Origin of the sequence: Mycoplasma zalophi (assembly GCF_025486335.1) — a bacterium.
GTDB lineage: Bacteria > Bacillota_I > Bacilli_A > Mycoplasmatales > Metamycoplasmataceae > Metamycoplasma > Metamycoplasma zalophi.
In genome coordinates, this window is record NZ_JAOOPZ010000001.1 from 114,077 (window position 1) to 135,746 (window position 21,670).

Annotated in this window: 16 protein-coding genes and 1 other RNA gene; 11 read left to right on the plus strand and 6 right to left on the minus strand. The window is 25.4% G+C overall.

Translation table 4 applies throughout. From position 1 onward, the window contains the following. Nucleotides 1–5 precede the first annotated feature (5 nt). From N8G13_RS00515 to N8G13_RS00545, 7 genes are all read left to right on the plus strand, one after another. Entirely contained in the window at nucleotides 6–1,565 is a 1,560-nt protein-coding gene (locus N8G13_RS00515) for a hypothetical protein (protein ID WP_262289001.1), read from the plus strand. 115 nt (nucleotides 1,566–1,680) lie between these two features. Continuing rightward, nucleotides 1,681–2,688, plus strand: a complete 1,008-nt coding sequence (gene ftsY, locus N8G13_RS00520; protein WP_262289002.1) for a signal recognition particle-docking protein FtsY — start codon at nucleotides 1,681–1,683, stop codon at nucleotides 2,686–2,688. After that, nucleotides 2,678–2,905, plus strand: coding sequence for a sigma factor-like helix-turn-helix DNA-binding protein (locus N8G13_RS00525; protein WP_262289003.1), 228 nt, complete (start codon nucleotides 2,678–2,680; stop codon nucleotides 2,903–2,905). Before ftsY ends, N8G13_RS00525 begins: the two co-directional genes overlap by 11 nt. A 73-nt stretch (nucleotides 2,906–2,978) precedes the next feature. Next, nucleotides 2,979–3,695, plus strand: coding sequence for a UMP kinase (gene pyrH / locus N8G13_RS00530; RefSeq protein ID WP_246529767.1), 717 nt, complete (start codon nucleotides 2,979–2,981; stop codon nucleotides 3,693–3,695). 7 nt (nucleotides 3,696–3,702) lie between these two features. Beyond that, nucleotides 3,703–4,254: a ribosome recycling factor gene (gene frr / locus N8G13_RS00535; RefSeq protein ID WP_262289004.1), complete on the plus strand. Its 552-nt coding sequence runs from the start codon at nucleotides 3,703–3,705 to the stop codon at nucleotides 4,252–4,254. A gap of 1 nt (nucleotide 4,255) precedes the next feature. After that, nucleotides 4,256–5,182, plus strand: a complete 927-nt coding sequence (locus tag N8G13_RS00540; RefSeq protein ID WP_262289005.1) for a phosphatidate cytidylyltransferase — start codon at nucleotides 4,256–4,258, stop codon at nucleotides 5,180–5,182. 9 nt (nucleotides 5,183–5,191) lie between these two features. Further along, a complete protein-coding gene (locus N8G13_RS00545) occupies nucleotides 5,192–9,487 on the plus strand; it encodes a PolC-type DNA polymerase III (protein ID WP_262289006.1) in 4,296 nt (1,431 codons plus the stop codon). Nucleotides 9,488–9,553: 66 nt separating this feature from the next. Here the strand turns inward: N8G13_RS00545 and N8G13_RS00550 are convergent, their stop codons facing one another. Together N8G13_RS00550 and N8G13_RS00555 are read right to left on the minus strand one after the other, a co-directional pair. Further along, nucleotides 9,554–10,414 (minus strand): ABC transporter permease, encoded by an 861-nt coding sequence (locus N8G13_RS00550; protein WP_262289007.1) that lies wholly within the window; start codon nucleotides 10,412–10,414, stop codon nucleotides 9,554–9,556. Further along, nucleotides 10,414–11,379, minus strand: coding sequence for an ABC transporter ATP-binding protein (locus N8G13_RS00555; RefSeq protein WP_262289008.1), 966 nt, complete (start codon nucleotides 11,377–11,379; stop codon nucleotides 10,414–10,416). Before N8G13_RS00555 ends, N8G13_RS00550 begins: the two co-directional genes overlap by 1 nt. A gap of 236 nt (nucleotides 11,380–11,615) precedes the next feature. On the opposite strand from N8G13_RS00555, the gene tuf reads away from it, so the two are divergent. From tuf to N8G13_RS00570, 3 genes are all read left to right on the plus strand, one after another. Continuing rightward, the gene (tuf, locus tag N8G13_RS00560; protein WP_262289009.1) at nucleotides 11,616–12,803 is read left to right on the plus strand and encodes an elongation factor Tu; all 1,188 of its coding nucleotides are present in this window, start codon (nucleotides 11,616–11,618) and stop codon (nucleotides 12,801–12,803) included. A gap of 67 nt (nucleotides 12,804–12,870) precedes the next feature. Beyond that, nucleotides 12,871–12,967: signal recognition particle sRNA small type (ffs, locus tag N8G13_RS00565), an RNA gene on the plus strand. 867 nt (nucleotides 12,968–13,834) lie between these two features. Beyond that, complete coding sequence (locus N8G13_RS00570) at nucleotides 13,835–14,992, plus strand: hypothetical protein (protein WP_262289010.1); 1,158 nt, start codon at nucleotides 13,835–13,837, stop codon at nucleotides 14,990–14,992. Nucleotides 14,993–15,013: 21 nt separating this feature from the next. Here N8G13_RS00570 and N8G13_RS00575 read toward each other — a convergent pair whose 3' ends face one another. Together N8G13_RS00575 and N8G13_RS00580 are read right to left on the minus strand one after the other, a co-directional pair. Next, nucleotides 15,014–16,186, minus strand: a complete 1,173-nt coding sequence (locus tag N8G13_RS00575; RefSeq protein WP_262289011.1) for an ABC transporter permease — start codon at nucleotides 16,184–16,186, stop codon at nucleotides 15,014–15,016. Next, nucleotides 16,173–17,033, minus strand: coding sequence for an ABC transporter permease subunit (locus N8G13_RS00580; protein WP_262289012.1), 861 nt, complete (start codon nucleotides 17,031–17,033; stop codon nucleotides 16,173–16,175). The genes N8G13_RS00575 and N8G13_RS00580 overlap by 14 nt, the downstream gene beginning before the upstream one ends. Before the next feature lie 190 nt (nucleotides 17,034–17,223). Here N8G13_RS00580 and N8G13_RS00585 point away from each other — a divergent pair, with 190 nt between their 5' ends. Beyond that, complete coding sequence (locus N8G13_RS00585; protein ID WP_262289013.1) at nucleotides 17,224–18,036, plus strand: hypothetical protein; 813 nt, start codon at nucleotides 17,224–17,226, stop codon at nucleotides 18,034–18,036. 36 nt (nucleotides 18,037–18,072) lie between these two features. Here N8G13_RS00585 and N8G13_RS00590 read toward each other — a convergent pair whose 3' ends face one another. Beyond that, nucleotides 18,073–20,787, minus strand: a complete 2,715-nt coding sequence (locus N8G13_RS00590; protein WP_262289014.1) for a DUF885 domain-containing protein — start codon at nucleotides 20,785–20,787, stop codon at nucleotides 18,073–18,075. 725 nt (nucleotides 20,788–21,512) lie between these two features. Continuing rightward, a complete protein-coding gene (locus N8G13_RS00595) occupies nucleotides 21,513–21,668 on the minus strand; it encodes a hypothetical protein (RefSeq protein ID WP_262289015.1) in 156 nt (51 codons plus the stop codon). Between the last annotated feature and the right edge of the window lie 2 nt (nucleotides 21,669–21,670).

Genomic DNA, 21,670 nt, shown 5'->3' on the forward strand with positions numbered 1-21,670 from the left:
TATTTATGGATCAATGAGAAATTTGATTAAATTATTATCAAAAAGATAAAAAATCAATTACAACAATAAAAAAAGAATTAGCTAACCCAAATAGTAATTTTTTCAACGAAATAACTATTAAAGATTCAGAAATTATTGGACCTTGTGGTTTAGGGGAATGAAAAATCAATGAATTAGTTTCAGCAAAATGAGCTTATGCATTTTGTGATGTTTTAAATTCATTACAAGATTTATCAAAACTTAAAATATTAATAACTCATGATGGTTCTGATCAAAATTTAGCTTCTTGTGTTCAATCTTTTGCAAATGTTTTAGGATCACAAAAAATAAAAACATACTTACAACTTAATAATCAACCTATTACAAAAGATTTTGCATTATTTACATTAAAACAAACTAAAAGTTTCACAGTTTTAATCCATTTTGGACTTTATTCACAAAATAAGCAAACAAAATCAATTTCGTTTTATCAAGGGGATGGATTAAAAATTCCTAATCGCTTTTTTGATGATGTAAAAATAAGATTTGAAACATTTAAAAAAACAAATATTAAACATTTAGATTCTCAATCAACATATTTAAATACTGAATTATTACTACAGGAATATGTAAAAAATATTTTAAAGTTAAGATTAAGATCTAATGATAAAAAAATGCTAAAAATTGGAATTATTCCTACAAACTCTAACAAAAGCATATTAACTAAAGTTTTAGGACAGTTAGATTTTTCATATAAATTTATAGAAAAAGAATTTATTATAAAAAATGATTCATTATTTACTTTTAAATATGTAAAAGAATTGCAGAATTTTTACATTGTTGATTTTTCAGAAAATAATGAAAAATTAACAATTTATAAACATAAAATACTGAATCAATTTAAAAAAATTGAAGAAGATGATGTTATAGGTCTTATTTTGGATTACATTGGTTTACATAAAAATAAAGAAAATGATGATACTTTTATAAAACAAATTATTTTATCCGATTTTATATCTGATAAATTAAAAATATACAGTGAAAAATACTTTGAAAATTCATTGAAAATAGATCAATTAATTAATGATGGTGATTTTAAATCTACTTTAAAATACATCTACATAAACGAAGATGCAAAACTATTTAGCAATATTGAACATATGACAAAATTTAACCCTATTATGTTGTTTTTAATTTTATCTGAATTATTAAATTATCAATTAACTCAAAATAATGGTTTAAATTCTAAATTAGATAGTCTGAAAAAATTCTCAGAAAATCACAAAGTAACTAATTTTGATTTTGCAATTGAACAAGATTTTGTTAAAAATATTATTGAATGATTATCAGGAGTTGGAGAAATAGCTAATTTAAATATAATAAATAAAAAACTTTTAACGCATTTAAATAACAATAAAGAATTATTTCTATTTCAATTCTTTTTTCCCAATAAACAATGGCTGACTATTAAATTAGATAAAAAAGAAAGTAAATTAATGTTTTATTTTTACTTTACAAACAACTCAATTAAACCTAAAGAAATAAAAAAATTCTTTATTGATAATTTAAACATTTTAAATAAATAATTTGCATTAAAATTTAAAAAATCATTCTTTATGTTTGATTTTTTTATTTTACTTATTTACGGAAAACAAATAATTTTATATTAAAATATAAAGTAATAATGTGAAAAGGAGAGTTATGGGTTTTTTAACAAAACTTAAACAACGTATTTTCAATAATTCAAAAACAGATGATTTAAATAAAGAAACCAAAAAAGTAAATACTTATGTTTCTGGATTAACCAAATCTAATAGTTCTTTTACAAAATTAATTAAAGAAATAGAAAATAAGCACAATAAAATTGATGAAGAATATTTTGAAAACTTAGAAGAAATATTAATAATGAGTGATATTTCTATGAAGCTTGTTGATGTTCTTATTAAAGAAATAAAAAAAGAAGTTAAAATAGAAAATATTGAAGATCCAAAACTAATTAGAGAAATAATAGCCGATAAATTATTTACACTTTATGTTTCAAATTCAACTGTAGATACAGCTTTAGATGTTCAAAAAGGTAGATTAAATGTAATTTTGGTAGTTGGTGTAAATGGAGCAGGGAAAACAACTTCTGTTGCAAAACTAGCAAATAATTTTCAAAAACAAGGTCTAAAAACTCTTGTTGTTGCTGCTGATACATTCAGAGATGCAGCGGTTGAACAATTAGAACAATGAGCAGATAAAGTTAAATTTAATTTATTTAAACCTCTTGAAAATGAAAAAGATCCTTCTGCCGTTGTGTTTAGATCATGTGAAGAAGCTATTGAAAAAAAATATGACGTTTTATTAATTGATACTGCAGGTAGATTACAAAACAAAGTAAATTTAATGAATGAACTTGCAAAAATTAAAAGAATTATTTCTTCAAAAATTGAAAATGCACCACATGAAAGTTTGTTAGTTGTTGATGCAACAACGGGACAAAATGGTATTAGTCAAGCAAAATTATTTAATGAAATAACTGACTTATCAGGAATTATTTTAACGAAAATGGATGGAACATCTAAAGGTGGAATTATTTTAACTATTAGAGATGAAATAGGAATAAATGTTAAATTTGTTGGATTAGGTGAAAAAGTTGATGATTTAATGGAATTTGATTTAGAAACATTTATTTTTGCTTTAATGAAGGATGATAATGACAAATAACGACATAGAAGAGAGAGAATTTTTTTCTATTGCATTTGAAAAATACCAAAACTTACTAACCCAAACACAAAAGCAAGCACTTTATTTACATTTATTTGAAGATTTAAGTTATAGTGAAATTGCAAAAGAACTTGTAACAAGCAGAAGTGCAGCTTTTGATGCTGTAAAAAAAGCAAAACAAAAATTACTTAAATTTGATAAAAAAATTTCTGATTAATTATTTAATTGCATTTTTTAAAAGTAAAATAAGCATTAATAATGTAAAATAAAAGAAATAAAAAGAGGGGATTATGGAATACAAACGGGTTTTAATTAAATTATCTGGAGAAGGATTAGCAAATAAACAAAAGTCATTAGCAATAGATTATGAATTAGTACAAAAATTTGCATCACAACTTAAAAAAATTATAAATAGTGGTGTTGAAGTTGCAATAGTTGTGGGTGGTGGAAACTTTTGAAGAGGAACCAGCGCTGAAAAAAATGGAATTAACAGAGTAAGAGCTGATTATATAGGTATGTTAGCAACTACAATGAATGCACTTGCACTACAATCTGGATTTGAAAAACATGGACTTGAATGTCGTGTATTATCATCACTAACAATGGATCCAAAAGTTTGTGAAGTTTATATTAATGAAAAAGCAAAAAAATATTTATCAAATAAAGAAGTGGTAATATTTGCAGGTGGAACAGGAAGACCTTTTTTCACAACTGATACAGCATCAACACTTTTTGCAAGTGAAATAGAAGCAGAAGCAATATTAATGGGCAAAAATAATGTTGAAGGTGTTTATGACTCAGACCCTAAAATAAACCCTAATGCAAAAAGATTTAGTGAAATTTCATACACCGAGATTTTAGATAAAGATTTAAGAATAATGGATTTAACTGCTGTAAGTATGGCTAAAGATAACAATATTGAATTACTAATTTTCAATATAAATGAAGAAGATTCATTGCTAAAGGCAATAAACGGAACAATAACACACACAAGAGTACACAAATAGGAGAAACATGGAAATAGATTTATATTTAATGGAATTAGAAGAAAGAGCCAAAAAAGTTATTGATAATTTTGATAATCAAATGCAAAAAATTGCTGTAGGAAGAGCAAATCCAAATTTAGTAAATAAAATAAAAGTAGATTATTACGGTTCAGAAATGACTTTAGATGAATTAGCTTCTATTGCTATTGCAACCCCTTTACAATTACTAGTAAAACCTTATGATGTTGGTTCAACCAAAGAAATTGAAAAAGCAATTAAAGATTACAATTTACCAATTCAAATTGCAAATGAAGGTAACCAAATTAGATTAACTTACCCTTCAATGACTACTGAAAAAAGAAAAGAAATGGTTAAAGAATTAAATCATTTAACAGAACAAGCAAGAGTTGGAATTAGACAAATTCGTCAAGATATTAATAAATCAATTAAAAATGATAAAGAATTAAGTGAAGACATTCAAAAACATTATTTAGATGTAATTCAAAAAAATGTTGATTCAAATATCGATAAAATAAACAATTTATCTTCTGTAAAAGAAAAAGATTTATTAACAATATAATATGAAAAATATAATAAAAAGATCGAAAAGTGTTTTAATATTACTACTGATTTTAATACCTCTAATTTTTATAACTTATTATGGTCAGTTTGTTGGTAAAATTATTGGCTTTTCTTTTTATTTATCGATTTCAACATGAGCAGCATATGAAGTTATAAAACATACTAATTTTAAAGAGATATCCAAAATTTTTATTATTTTAGCTTCACTGAGCATTTGAGTTTTTCCACTTAATTTATTTACAAGCGACTTATTTTTTAATGATTTAACAGGTTATCCTATTGAGTTTACAAAAATTAGTTTGAACTTTGTAATGTACCCTATCGATTTTGGTAAGTTTGCATATTTTAATGTTATTTTAGCATTTATATTTTTAACAATTGCTTACTTTATAAGCTTTGGAAAAGTTACTTGAAAAGATTTTTTAATTGCTACATTTTCCGCAATTTTTATATCATGATTTTTTAAAATTTTGTTTGTTATCAATATTGCTAATTTTTATTATTTAATTGCTTTAGAACTTATTGTTGCAGCAGTAGATACTTTTGGATATTTTGGAGGTTATTTTTTAGGTCATAAATTTATAAAACAAAATTTAATGCCAAAAACTAGTCCTAATAAAACTTATGAAGGTGCTTTCTTTTCTTTATTTTTTGGTTTAATAGTAACCTTTTTAGTTGGTTACTTAGGATATCTAACTCACAATTCTTTTGCCACTATGTTTACAAATACTCCACAAATAGTTTTAGCTGTATTACTATTGAGTCCTTTTGCTATTTTTGGTGATTGAATGTTTTCAAAAATGAAAAGGTATTTTGGAATCAAAGATTATAGTAATTTAATTCCTGGTCATGGGGGAATTATGGATAGATTAGACTCTTTGAGTTTCGTTACAATTATTTGAACAATTTTATTTATTTATGTTTAGGAGAATATTATGGATAAAACTCTTTTAAAATTTTGTAATGAAATAAATTTTCAACCCGATGAAGATTTTGAAAAATGCTTTGTTGACAATGTAGAATACTCAGAATCAGAAGGTAAATTACATTTACATATCGTTTTTGATTATCACATTGGTATTCAAAAATATAAAAATTTCTTAGAAGCTACTAAGAAATTAAATATTCCACTAGACCTGGAAATTTCTGTTCAAGTTCCACAATATGACCCAAAAACCATGCTTGATTATTTACAATTTGGATTAGAAAAAGAAAATCCCAGCATTGCTTCAATTACAAAAGAATTATCACATATAAATATTGAACATAAAGACCCAAATATTTTAATAATAAAAGGACAAACAGAAACATTCTTAAATAGATTTAATAAATATAAAGAAGAATTTGAAAATGTTTTACATAAATATGGTTATCCTGAAATAAAAATAATGATACAAAGATTTGATCAAGTTCAAAATAAATCTAATGCAAGCAACATTTACAAAAAAAGCATTGAAGAATTTTGAAAAAATGAAGACAATAAAAAAGACCAACCCCAAAGCTTTTCAAAACCCGAAAATAATTTTTATAAAAAAAATAAAAAAGAATATAAGGAAGTAAAAATTGATGAGCTTGATACTGAGTTTGCAGTAAATTTAAAAATAAAAGGACAAATTTTTAATGTTGAATATAAAAACATAAAAGAAAATTTTACTATTTTAAAATTTACAATAAGTGATTTCACAGAAGCTAAAATAGTGACACAAAGAAATCCGGAAATTAAAGATCTAAAAAATGGTGATTTTGTTGAAGTTTCAGGAACAATGGATTATGATAATTATTTAAAAATTAAACTTATGAACGCTCACATAATTCAAAAAATCAATCCATTATGAAATAATTTTTTAGACACTGCAGCTAAAAAAAGAATTGAGCTTGCAATAAGGGGTAACTTATCCACTCAAGATGGTTTAAATTCTACACAAGATTATATTAATTTAGCACAACGATTAGGTCATGAAGCGATTGCTATTACAGATACAGATTCAGTACAATCTTTTCCAGATTTAGAAAAAGAATCAAAAAATGCAAATATAAAACCTATTTATGGAGTAACTTCAAATCTTATTAGTAAATCTAATGAAATCGTTTATGGCACAAAAGATTTTGATTTAAAAAATCAAAAATACATTGTGTTTGACTTAGAAACAAGTGGTTTAAGTCCTATTTATGATGAAATTATTGAATTTGGAGCAGTAATAATTCAAAACGGAGAAATATTAGAAAAAATTCAATTTTTTATGAAACCCACAACTCCTATTTCAGCATTTACAACTGAGTTAACTAAAATTGATAATGATATGTTAGAAAGTTTAGGACTAAGTCAATTAGAAGGTGCTATGAAAATTCATAGTATTTTACAAAGCGGTGTTGCAGTCGCTCATAATGCTTCTTTTGATATTGGGCATGTTAGAGAGTTATTTAAGAAACACAATTTACAAGAATTAGATATTTTAGCTTTGGATACATTAAATATAGCAAGAATATTATTTCCTCAAAATACACGTTTTAGACTTTCTTCTGTTTCTAAAAAGTTTGATGTTTTTTATGACGATGATAAAGCACACCGGGCAGATCAAGACGCTAAAGTTTTAAGTGATGTTTGAATAAAAATGATTATAAAACTAGAAAGAGATTTAAAAATCACTAATTCAAGTCAATTAAGAAATTACATAGATAGTCTTTATTATTCAAAAAAAATACCTTATGAAGTACGTATTTTAGCGAAAAATCAAACAGGATTAAAACAGCTATTTAAAATTTTTTCTCAAGCTTCAACTGATAATTACAACGCAGGAGCAAGAATCTTTATTGAAGACTTAGAATTTTCAAATGATTTATTTATTGGCACCTCAACACACAACTCATATTTTTGAAATACAGTTTTCACAGGAACTTCAAAAGATGTTGAGGAATTGATAAAAAAATACGATTACATTGAGTTTGCACCTTTAAGTACTTATAATTATCAAATTAAAAAAGGTCAAATTTCAGAAAATCAACTAAAAGATGCTTACAAATGAGTTATTAAATTGGCTAAAAAATATAACAAAATTCCTGTTGCAGTTAGTGATTGTCGTTATATTGACGCGATTCAAAAATTAGCACATCAAGTGTATATTTTTGCAGATCAAGTAAATGCTAAAAAACATTGATTATTTAACTACAAAACTAAAGACATTAATTTTTATCCTACTTTAGATTTTAAAACAACAAATCAAATGCTAGATGAATTTAAATTTTTAGAAGATAAACAAACAATTGAAGATTTAGTTATTAATAATACACATTTAATTGCTTCACAAATTGAAAAAATTCAAGTTATTAAAGATAAATTATATGTTCCTAATTTTGATAATAGCCCCGACAAATTGAAAGAAATTGTTTACAAAACAGCTTATGAAAGATATGGAAATCCTTTACCAGAACTAATTGAAACTCGAATTAAAAAAGAATTAAACCCAATTATTGAGTATGGATACAGTGTTATTTACTGAATAAGCCACAAATTAATAAAACAAGCTGGCGATGATGGATGATTAGTTGGAAGTCGTGGATCTGTTGGATCAAGTATTGTTGCAAACTTAAGTGGAATAACTGAAGTTAATCCACTTCCACCACATTATTTATGTCCTAAATGTAAATATTTAGAAATGTTTGAAACAACGGCAGAACTATCATGTGGATGGGATTTACCTGATAAACATTGTCCAAATTGTAATGAAGCTTTAATTAAAGATGGGCATTCAATACCATTTGAAACATTTTTAGGTTTTAATGCTGATAAAGTTCCTGATATTGACTTAAATTTTTCAGGAGAATATCAAAATATAATTCACAATACAGTTAAAGAAATGTTTGGAGAAAAACACACATATAGAGCTGGGACTGTTTTAAAAGTTAAAGAAAAAACAGGATATGGATTTGCTAAAAAATATGACGAATTAATAAATGCTGGTCAAGAACGGTTTTCAAATCAATTTTTAGACTTTTTAGGAAATCAATGTACAAATGTAAAAAGAACCACAGGGCAACACCCCGGGGGAATAATAATAATTCCAAAAGAGTTTGACGTTGAAGACTTTACACCTGTTGTTTATCCTGCAAACGATGATCAAAATGAATGAAAAACTACTCATTTTGATTTTAAATCTATTCATGATAATGTTCTAAAACTTGACTTACTAGGAAAAGATGATCCAACCACTATAAAAATGCTTGAAAATTTAACCAACGTTAAATATGATAGTATACCTAAATCAGATCCTAAGGTATTATCTTTATTTAATTCAACAGAAGCTTTAAATATTACTCCTGACCAAATAAATGAAAGAACAGGTGTAAAAGGTATTCCTGAATTTGGTACACGTTTTGTTCGAGGAATGTTAAAAACTTATACAGCAACATCATTTGCTGATTTAATCAGTTTAAGTGGACTTAGTCATGGAACAAACGTTTGAACTGGAAATGCTGAAGAATTAATAAAAACAAGGCATTTAAAATTAAATCAATTGGTTTGTTGTCGTGATGATATTATGGCTTATTTAATGAGAAATAAAGTCGAACCTCTTTCAAGTTTTAAAATTATGGAAAAAGTTCGTAAGGGAAAAGGAATAACTGACGAAGAAGAAAAAATGCTTCTTGAGCACAATGTTCCTTCTTGATATATTGAATCTATGAAAAAAATTGAGTATATGTTTCCTAAAGCTCATGCTGCTGCTTATGTAATTATGGCTTGAAGAATTGCCTGATACAAAATATATTATCCTTTAGAATACTATGCAAGTTACTTTACAACAAGAGCAAGTACATTCGAAATTGAATCTATGACCAAAGGTAAAGAAGTTGTGGATAAAAGAATTGTTGAAATGAATAAAAATTCTTATAAATTATCATCAAAGGAACAAGCAGCTTTACCTGAACTAGAAATAGCTCAAGAACTTTATGCTAGAGGATTTAAAATATTACCTGTTTCTATTGAAAAATCACAAACAAGTGAATGAATAATAGATTATGATCAAAACGCTTTAATACCACCATTTACAACTATAGACTCAATGGGTATCTCTGTTGCTCAAACAATTGTAGAAGCAAGGAATCAATATCCAATTTTAAGCGTTGAAGATCTAATGACAAGAACAAAAGTTAATTCAAGAATTCAAAAAACAATGCAAGAATTAGGAATTTTAGACGGTTTACCTGAAGACAATAGAATTAGCTTATTTGATTAATTAACTAGTGCTTTATTGCGCTAGTTTTTATATTAAAAAAGAAAGCCTAGCTTTCTTTTAAAATAATTATTTTCTCTTTGAATTTTGTACAAACAAGTTCAACATACTTACAACAATTATTCATGATGATACATAAATAAATGAACCTCATCATTCAATATCTTGACCAAATAAAATAATAAATTCTTTGGTTGTATTTGTTTGTCCAGAAATTCCTAATCCTTCTAATGCAAAATGCTTAATTAAATTACTAATTTGAGTAGATGGTATTAAACTTGATATTTCTGCTATTCCTCTAGGAAAAGTTTGTAGTGGAACAAACGCTCCAATTAAAAATCCTGCAATTGCACTTAATGCAGCTGATATAGGGCTAAAAGCAGAACTGCTTTTTAAAAAACTTAATAAAAATACAAATATTGAGCTATTTAATAAACAACCAACAATTATAAATATGAAAATATAAAAACCTTTTTCAACATCGATAGATTTTATACCATTTACTGTAAAAGTTTTATCTATTAACATTCATATTATACTTACTAAATACATTAATGTGGTAATGATTATATTTAAAAATATATTAAATAATAAGTAACTTACTCTTACTATACTGCTTTTTACTGGTGTCATATACAAATCGTTTAATATTTTTTTCTCAGCATCAGATATCATAACCGATGATAAACTAATTGCACTAGTAAATGTAGTAACTGATAAAAGTCCAATCATTAAATTTATATCAGCATATTGATTTTTAATATTATCAGGTACCATTTCAGGTAATTGTGCCTTATATATTGCTCTAGCAAACAGAATAAAACATAAAAACACTATCATCGGGCTCATAAATGTAAAAAAAATTCTTTTTTTATCTTTGATAAAAATTAAAAAATGTCTTTTGTATAAATGCCATAATTGACTTGTCATTATAAACCTCCAAATAGTTGTGTTACATTTAAAAATACTTCATCCATTGTACCTTTATAGAATTCATAATCTAAAATTTGTTCTATATTTTCTTTAATTCATTGAGAACCTTTTTCAAAACTTTCAAATTTAATTACATAACTTCCATTTACCACTGTACAGTTTAAATAATTATCTAAATTACTATCTAATTTTTCTTTTAAAATTTGTGAACATTTGTGTATTTTTACAGTACTACTTGAGTATTTTGTCTTTAATTCAGCAGGTGTACCTTCAACTAATTTTTGACCTTTTTGAATAATAATAGCATGATCACAATTATCAGCCTCTTCCATATAATGAGTTGTTAAAAGTATTGTTAATCCTCTTGATTTTTGAATCTTAGTAAGAATTTCTCAAACTAATTTTCTTGTACTTGGATCAAGACCAGTTGTTGGTTCATCTAAAAATAAAATTGATGGTTTATGAACTAATGCTCTTGCAATATCAACTCTTCTTTTTTGTCCACCACTTAATTTTGAATAATTTCTATGAACAAAATCTTTTAATTGAAACTCTTCAATTATTTCATTAACAACTTCTTTTATATTTCTATCTTTAAAATAAGATTTATACAAACTAGCTCTTACCAATAAGTTTTGATAAACACTTAACCCAGGATCTAAAATCGATTCTTGAAATACAATACCAATATCATTTCTAATGGAAACAATATCATCATCTATTGATTTGTTATTTATATATATGTTTCCACCATCTTTTTTTAACAAGCCTAAAATTATATTTAGTGTTGTTGTTTTTCCTGCGCCATTTAAACCTAAAAATCCAAACAATTCACCTTTTTTAACAGAAAAAGATATTCCTTTTAAGGCCTGAAATTTTTTAAAATTCTTTTTTAAATTTTCAATAATAATTACATAATTATTATCATTTGTATTAACTACATCACTCTTTTCTTTATTCATAATTAACCTTCTACACTTATAATTATAATATTAATTAATAAATTAATATGTATATATCATATGGTTATAATGTATAATTTATAAACATACAAAATTACAAATATTGAAAAATTTTCTTTTTTTGGTACAATTATTAAGAATAAATGCGAAATGGACAGGATATAGATGAAAGACTATACTTAGGTGGTTTAACGCGTTAAATTAAAAAACAAAGTATAAAAATGAAAGGATTTAATATGGCAAAACAAGATTTTGACCGTTCAAAAGCTCACGTTAACATTGGAACCATAGGACACGTTGACCATGGTAAAACTACTTTAACTGCTGCTATTGCTACAGTTTTAGCTAAAAAAGGGTTATCAGAAGCTCGTGACTATGCATCAATCGATAACGCTCCAGAAGAAAAAGAACGTGGAATTACAATTAATACAGCTCACATTGAATACAATACACAAATTCGTCACTATGCACACGTTGACTGTCCAGGTCACGCTGACTATGTTAAAAACATGATTACAGGAGCTGCACAAATGGATGGAGCTATCTTAGTAGTAGCTGCAACAGATGGTGCTATGCCTCAAACACGTGAACACATCCTACTTTCAAAACAAGTTGGAGTTCCAAAAATGGTAGTATTTCTAAATAAAGTAGATATGCTAGAAGGTGAAGAAGAAATTATCGACTTAGTTGAAATGGATATTCGTGATTTATTATCATCATACGGATTTGATGGAGATAATACACCTATTATTCGTGGATCAGCTCTAAAAGCACTACAAGGTGATGCTAAATATGAAGCTGGAATCGAAGAATTAATGAATGCAGTTGATGCATGAATAGATGAACCTCCTCGTGAAACAGATAAACCATTCTTAATGGCTGTTGAAGACGTTTTCACAATTACAGGACGTGGAACAGTTGCAACAGGAAGAGTTGAACGTGGACAATTAACAATTAACGAAGAAGTTGAAATTGTTGGACTAAAACCAACCAAAAAAACAGTTGTTACAGGAATTGAAATGTTCCGTAAAAACTTAAAAGAAGCTATGGCTGGAGATAATGCTGGATTATTACTACGTGGAATTGATCGTTCAGAAGTTGAACGTGGACAAGTTTTAGCAAAACCTAAAACAATTATTCCTCACACAGAATTCAAAGCAACAATCTATGCACTTAAAAAAGAAGAAGGGGGACGTCACACACCATTCTTCTCACACTATAAACCTCAATTCTACTTCAGAACAACAGACGTTACAGGTGGAATTAAATTTACTGATGGACGTGAAATGGTTGTTCCAGGAGAAAACGTTGACTTAATTGTTGACTTAATCTCACCAATCGCTGTTGAAAACGGAACCAAATTCTCAATCCGTGAAGGTGGAAGAACAGTTGGTGCTGGTACAGTTGTAGAAATTGTTAAATAATTTCAAATATTTAAGCAGAGCAACAATGCTCTGTTTTTTATATTTTCAGTGATTTTTTGTGTTAAAATAAGTATGCCATAAGAATAATAACCTTGTAACCTGGTCAGGATGGAAACATAGCAGCCACATCGAGAAGTGTTATGTCTTATGGTTTTTTTATAAATTTAATGAACTCTTTTTTGAGTTTATTTTTTATTAATTTAAAAAATAAAACAATGTATATAATATTATTTAATTCACAAAAAAGGATAACTATGAAATCATTAATTTTAACATCACTTAATCTTTCTATTGTAACAACAACACCTTTTAATAATTTACCTATAACAAACCAAAACTTAGAACATAGTAATTCAAATTATTCAGAGTAAGAAATTAAAACATTAAAAGAATCATTTATAAGTATTTTTGAAACTACATTTCAAAATGACTCCATTTCCATACAAAATGAAATAAAAAACATTGACCAACAGCAACCTAAAAATCAAATCAATAATCAAATAAATAAATATGTTAATGACTTTTTAAAAACAATAGTAGGCAATTTAATATTTGAACAAAATAATAATACATTTAATAACAATCAAATTCAACAAGAATTAAATAACCAAATCAACTCAATAAATTTTATAAATCCAGAAGTTATAAATAAAACAATACAAAATATATTTAAATATCTAGGACAAAGATGAATTGATGAAAATAAAAATAATTTTAGTTACGAAGAATTAAATAAAGATTTAAATAAATCACCTTGAACAATAAAACAAGAAAATAAGAAAAAATATGAATATTGAGCAAATCAAGCTAAACAAATTTTTAGTGGCTTTTATTTTAGTGAATTAGATAATAATAATTCTTGATTTGTTAATGATGAAACTCAAAGAACTGATGATGAATCACAAAATATTTATTTTGAACATGTAATAAAACCAAAATTATATTTATTAGATTATGATCCAAAATTAGAATACAATCAAAAATCTAAGAAAATAAAAACTAATGCTGAACTTGAAAAATTAATTAATAGTTTGAATCTTAATAATCTACAAACATATAAAAATCTTTTAAATTATTATGCAGAATATTTTAAAGATGAATTTTATAGATTTCATAAAAACATTAATTATACATTTTTTGAAATATGAAGAATAAATCCTTCAATTATTTTTTCAAACGAAGAAATTTTAGACCCAAAATACATTCCAAAAGAAAATGTAAAAAATATGGTTAAAAATTTCTATTTAGAAGATATAAAAACTTTATTTAACTTAAATTTAAATATTAATGATATAAACTGAAATAATAACATTAATTTCACAAATAAATTAAATGAAAATGCTTCATTAATTTATAAATACATAGCAAATCCTTTAATTGATTACATAAAATCTAATGTGTTAGAAAATTTATTTACAAAACATAAAATTACTCAGCAAGATAAAACAAGAATTTTAAACCTATTAAATGAACCTAAGCAAGAACTTAGGTTATTAATTGATACCGTAGGAATTTATCCAACAAATAGCACAACCCCTATAAGTGTTTCGTTACCACAAATAGCATTTTTTAACATAAAACTAAAATTACAACAAGTAATAAATGAAATTGGAAAAATTGTAAAACCAAATTTAAATAGTGACTCTGATTTAAATTTTTATAACTACAAAATTAATGATTTAGATGCTGAAAATGAAAACAATGAAAACACATTTATTTCAGATGTTGCAGAAACAAATACAAATGATGAAAATAATAATAATTCTACAGAAAAAATAGATAATTCTAAAACAAAATTTTCACAAGATGCTAATGAAATTTCAAATAATAATCAAAATAATTCAAATACAGATAATGTAAAAAAAGAAGATAAAACAGCAAATTGAAATAGTAAAAAAGAAAATGATTTAGAAACTAAAACTCCAGAATCAGATAATAAAAACAACAATACCAACACAAGTACAGAAACCAATAAAACAAAAGAAAACACTGAAAAACATACTCAAAAATCACCTGAAAATGATACAAAAGATATAAAAGAAAAAACAAAAAACTCATTAAATAAAAATAATAGCAATAATAAACTAATAATTTTTATTTCTGTTTTTTCTTCATTATCATTTTGTTTGGTTTTACTAGCTTATTTTTTAAAAAGAAAGCAACACAAAAGAAATAAAAAAACCCACTAGGGGTTTTTATTTTAAAAATTGTTATTTTGTTGTCTTAACTTCATTTGCAAATGCTAAGGAATTTGCAAAAAATTTAAAACTAAGAATAATTATAGTTAATGAGCTAATGATGGTTACAAAGAAATAAGGATTTTGTGACAGTGATTCAATTGATTCTTTTAATACTACACCTATTGTGGCATATGATGAATTATTAATAAAATCTAAAAAACTTATTGCACTTACAATTAAAATTCCTAAAGCTATTCTTTCAACAAAGAAAATGGAAACAACTGAAAAAATATTGCTGAATATATCAGTAAAAATAATTTGAAAGTTATTTTTCCCAATAGCCTTAGATGCTAAAATAAAATCTAAATTTCTTAATCTTTGTACCTCTTGTTTTGCAAGTTCATAAAAAGGTATTCAACTAATGACTAAAAAACTCACAAAAATACTTAAAAGTGAACCATTATATAAAGCACACAACAAAATTATTCAAATAATTTCTGGAATAGAAGATATAACATAAGAAATCATAACAACAATCTTAGAAATAAATTTATTTTCATTTAAGGCAACATAAGAACCTAAAAATGTTCCTATTATTGCATTTAAAAATGTAACAATTACCAATATTGAAATTGTATTGAAAATTGAATATCAAACTCTTGATCAAATATCAATTCCATTTGCATTTGTTCCTAAAATAAAATTATAATTATGTACTTCTTCTGAAAGACCGTTTAACTCAATTGCTTTTAATAAATCATAAGGATTATATATTAAAGTAACTATATCAGTATTTATTGTTTTATTTCCTCCGCCTGCTAAATAAGATGAATCAAACAATATTTTAAATACTGGATCAATTAGCAGATTTTTTGCTCTTATTTCTTCTAAATCTCTTATTTTATAAACAAAATTTAGTGTATCACCACGTTCAAAATTTCTTTTTATAAGTGGATTTAATGCAGGATTTAAATTATTTACTAAATCATTTTCAACACTGACTGATTGTTCTGGATTATATTGAATAAAAATCCTAAAACTTATCAAACATACACAACTTAATATAAAAAGTACAAGAATAAAGTAATTTATTTTTTTTGAAAAAAATCTTTTTCAAAATTGTTTTTGTTCTGTTTGTTTTAATGGTACTTTATCATTATTGTAAGTTCACTTATCAATAAATTTAAAATTATTTGGCTGCATACTTAAACCTTCTTACTGAAAAAATTGATAAATTATTTTGTTGCAATGTTTGTTGGGGATTTAAAGTATTTATTAAAATGTCAAATAATGTTTGAAGTACCACCATTATTATTAAAGAAAAAGTAAAAAAGAACATTAATATATCAATTTCTGCTCTATTGTAGGCAAAACTTATTAAAACGCTTTGGCCAGGAATATTAAATATTCTTTCAACAACTAATGAAATTGTGATTAACGTTGTATAAATAGGAAATAAATATTTAACTTGATTAATAACTAATTGCTTTAAAATAAATTTTTTAAAAATTGTTATGTAACTAAACCCCAAAGCTTTTGCAAAAGTATAATGTTCTGAATTTATATAATCTAAATATGCTTTTCTTGATTTAAAAAAGAAAAAATTAACTGTGCCTATAAAACAAATAAATATAGGTACTATTATTGAAAATTCAGTATATTTTGAGTTAATTATGTATTGAGAAGGAAAACCTCAAGCACTAGAAAAAACTAATAAAATAATCATTAATATAATTAAAGGTATTGAAGTAAAAATGTTAATTATTGTTGTAAATAATTTATCAGGAACATTATTTATATATTTAGCACTTATAATACCTAAAATATTACCAATAATTAATGAAAATAAAAATGTTATTAAACAAAAAATTAAACTTAGTCCAAAATAACTAAAAAACAAATAAGGAATTGATACATTTGTTTTTGCAATAGTTTCTGAATAAATTTGACCAAATGAACCATTAAATATATTTTTTACGTAATTTATAAAGTTTAATAATATATTTGTTTCGAAATTGTTGTTTGTATTTTGTTTAATTTTTGATTGCATTAAAATATTTATAATAAAAAAAATCACAGTAAAACTGACAATAAAAATTAATATGTTTATTAAAAATTTATTTTTTATTTTTTTTATCATTCTTATAATCCTTTAACAAATTATACATTTTTTATGTAATAAAGTTTCTTTTTTTAGTGTATTTTATATATTTAAATTTAAATAAATTTATAATTATTATATGGCTAAAAATAAATGAAAATATTTAGTTTTATATACTTCGATAACTTGCAGTTTAATTCCTGTTTTTTTTGTCATTTCATGTAAAACTTATGATAAAAACAGACCTAATTGAGAAAATATAAGTAACAATTCAGATTCATTTTTTTTAGATTTTACAACAGATAATAGCCCATCTTCACCTATAATTAATCCCAAATATAAAGAACCAGATAATTCTAAACCTAAAAACAATAGTTCAGAAACACCAAAAAAACCCGGAATTGAAAATCAAAATCCTTCAAAACCAACAACAAAATCACTAACAAGTTTATTTGGCTATAAAATAGTAAACTCAGTTGGAAATTGAGATAATTATTTTGAAATTCATCGATCAGAAACACAACCTATTTTAGAAAAAATGAATTTCAAAAAGAATATAGATGTTGCTGACATAAGTGTTAATGAATTTATTGAATTATTTAATAAAATTAAAAAGCAATTAATTAAAGCAAATGATTGAAAAAATTATCAAATAGATTATTTTCAAATTTTTAAAGATGAAGAGATAAATAAATATTTTTCAGTTGATATGCCCCCTTTGGATTCAATTGAAAGGAGATCATATCGAAGTTATATTGATATTAGATTCTTTTTTGATGTTGTTCCAAATAATCCTAATTTAATAAAATTATCAGTTCAAATTAATCATGACGCAAAAAATCATTTAGATCGTAGAAGAAGATCAACAGCATTATTAAGAAGACGAAGACATGATCCAACTGTTTATTTAACACCTTTATTCACCATAGAAATACCTTGAAACACAAATTAAAAAATCCAGTGTGAATCACTGGATTTTTATTAATAACTAATATTTGTCGCTTTCTTCTACAGTTGGTATCATTTGTGAAAGAACTAATTCTTCTAAAACATCCAATGGAATATTTCCATATGATAGATATAAGTTGAACATTTTTTTCAATGTTTCTTTGTCTTCTGCAAATTCTTTTCTTGTTTTTCCTGAAGCTTTTTGAACTTTTTTGTAGATATCTTTCATAACTTCTTTACCTGTGTTGTAAGAAGTAGCTTGTCCTAAGTATCCTAAGTAACGTTTTGGATATGCATTGATATCTGAAGGTAATTGTAAGTGTTTTTTCATGAATTCTCTTTGGTCGTTTATGCTAATTCCTGAACCAATGTATTCATCTGGTGAATCAATAACACCATGTAATGCTGTATCTAGAGCTAGACGGTTATCACGTAAAGTAGCTTCGTTAATTGCTCCATAGTATTGCATTAAATTACCAATTTGAATTGCTATTTTAGCTGCTTCAGTATCTGTTAAATTTGTTTGAACTGATTTTGCTAAATTTCAGTATGTTCCTCCAGCAACTTCTTTTAAATATGCTATTTCTTCAGTTGATGCTTGTCCATCATTTGCTAAAGCTGGTAAATATCCATCAATTGCATGGTAGAAGTCTGTAGGAATTTTATCATAGTTATTTGCATCGCTATAATCTGGTGTTCCATATCATCCTGTTTCAATAGCAAATCATTCCATAAATAATGCTCAACCTTCAGCATAAGCAGTAGAATCAAAAATTTCTAGTTTTTTATCTCCTTCTTTGGCTGCATATGATTTTGTGTATCATAATTGGTTGTGGTGTCCCATTTTTGATTCATGGTTAACAAATGATGTTGTTGATCATTTTGGTAGTCCCATGTATGGTTTTAGGTTGAAGAAGAATGCACCTTGTTGTGTACTGTATGAACCTAAGTCATCTGAATCTTCATCAACAGGAACAATCTTAACATTTTCTATACCTTCATTGAAGTATGAAGATGCAAAATCTTGTGTTTTTTCTCTTCAAATATTGTATTGTTTTAGAGCTTCTAATCCTGAAGCATACATTTGTTTGTTTGTAATTGATTCATTAAAGTCATATTTATCATTTGAATCTTTATATTTTGCAAATCCTTTAGAATCAGCTAACGCAACATATTCAGCATATGCTGGATCTTTAATTATTTGATCAGCTTTTTCTGCTGTCATTGTAGCTTCTAAACCATAATACATATCGTCTTGGGTTAATCATTTGTATCATTCTTCAATGTTTAATTTTCCACCGACACGAATATTTAATGTAACATCTTCAGAAGTAGCTTTATTATTAGATGTTGCATCTAATTTAATTGCATTATATTTAACTGTTGGAGTTCAATCAGCGCTTTCTGAACCTGTAACTAATGTTGCAATTTTATTCGCAACAAATTCAAATGCCGCTAAGTCACCTTTTGATCTTTCAACTCCTCAATCATAAATTTCTTGAGCTGTTTTTTTGATTGTTAAATTACTAAATAATAATGCTTCATATATTTTTTTAGCAGCTTCTTTGTTTTTCATTCCACCTAATCCAACATTTTTAGCTGCCAAATCAGCATTTGTATATCCTAATCCATATATTTTGTCATCTAATGTACCAGGTAATACATATGTGTCTTCTTTTTCAAATTCTGGCGCTTTATCATTATCTGAGAAGTTTGATTTTGATAATGTAATTGTATCTAAACCTTCACCATGGGCTTTTGCTAAATATTCTGTTCCATAGTATTTTAAGAATTTTTTAATAATTTGTTGACGTGAAGTTAATTCACCCATTAAATCTGTATCATCTAAAAATGCATTTAATGTCAATTTATCTTTACCATCTGCCTTAGTTTTAAAGAAATTGTCTAGTTGTTTTTTGAAATCTCTTTGTAATAATGTTGCTACACCACGTTTTACATAAACTTTAGAGTTTGTAATTCCTTTTTCAGCTCCTGCTTTTAAGTTAGCGATAATTTGGTCAATATATGCTTCTGTTGCTCCATAAAATTGTCAGTAAATTCCACTGAAGTAGAATTGAAGCATTGAATCACTTGCTAAAGCAGCTGCATCTCCACCAACATATCTAATGTCTGATTCAACTAATGCAATATCTTGTTGAATTTTGGTTATTATTGATCCTATTCAAACTCTTTCACTTGTAGAAATTTGTTTTGTTAAATAAGCTTGGAATTCTGCTAATTTAGCTTTTTCATATTTTAATAAAGCTTCTTTAGTTTCATCTGTTAAAGCTCCAGCTGTTTCTCCAAATAATTTTTCTCTTTCAGCTGTAAATGAATTGTACATTTTAGTGATTTCATCTACATATTCAGATGTTGATTTACGTAATTCATCTAAAGAAGGTGATTTAGCAAATTCATTTTTAAAATCTGTATATTTTTGTTGTAAATTATCTACTTCTGTTTTGAATGTGTCAGCATCTTTAATGTCTTTTAAAACATTAATTGATTGTAATATTCCTAGCAATTGATTTTTGTAATTACTAAATTCTTTTGCTCATAATTTGTCATTAATAAAATTACTTGCACGTTTTGTAATATCTTGTATACGAGCTAGTTGTGCTTCAATAGCTTGTTTATCTTGTTCGTTTTCTACTACCTTACTTGGTGTACATGAAGCAGCAACTGCTGGTGAAATAGTTGCTATCATTGCCGCAGTACCTAAAAATAAGTATAAAGAACGTTTTTTGAATTTCATTTTTTGGTCTCCTATTTTTTCAAAAATGCAAGTACATTTAAACAAATGTACCTATTAATAATTTTAGTACTTTTTAAGCCATAAGACAACTAATTTAAACGAATAATTTTTAATATTTATTAAAAAACAAAAATTCCTTATATAATAATATAATTAACTTTTTTGTTTGTTTATAAAAATTTAATTAAAATATCATTATTAATTTTTTTGTGATATATTTATATACAAGCAAATTTAATGGCTGAATAAACCTTACTTGGGGTTAAAGCATTTTTTCTTGGGGGTGAAATTCCCTTCCAAAAGAGAAGCTAATGTATAGCAATTGAGAAAAAAGTAAAAATTAGCTGTTGGTTGTTAAAAAGTATTCTATAACTCTGTTGCTGTAAGAAATTGTGAATGTGAGAAAGCAATTTCTTGATATCAAACAGTAATTTCAGTTGAAACATAGTAATATGCGTATAAAGAGTCTGTATAGAAGTAGAAACGAAAAACTGAAGAAGAAAACTTAGATTTTTCAATAATCAAAGGCAAGTTTCTTGGGTAAAACCTCACAATACATTCGAAATAGCTAACCGAATGGTGATGACTGAATGTTTAACAATTTGATAGTTAAGTTGGGATAAGTGATTCTTATTTCTTAAATTTGCATAAAGCAGGGTAACTTTTGTACCCTGTGTTTTTTATAAAAAAATCACCCAATTAAAAAGGGTAATTTTTGTTTCTTATTAGTTTCATTTAAATGGCAATGCTAATAATCCATAAAAAGCAAGTACAACAAAAGCTAATCCGACTACTATTACAATAAAGCTAAAAACTAAACGTTTTTTACTTCATATTGTTTTTGTTATTTTTTTAATTTTTTCTTTTGTTTTAAATGTCATAA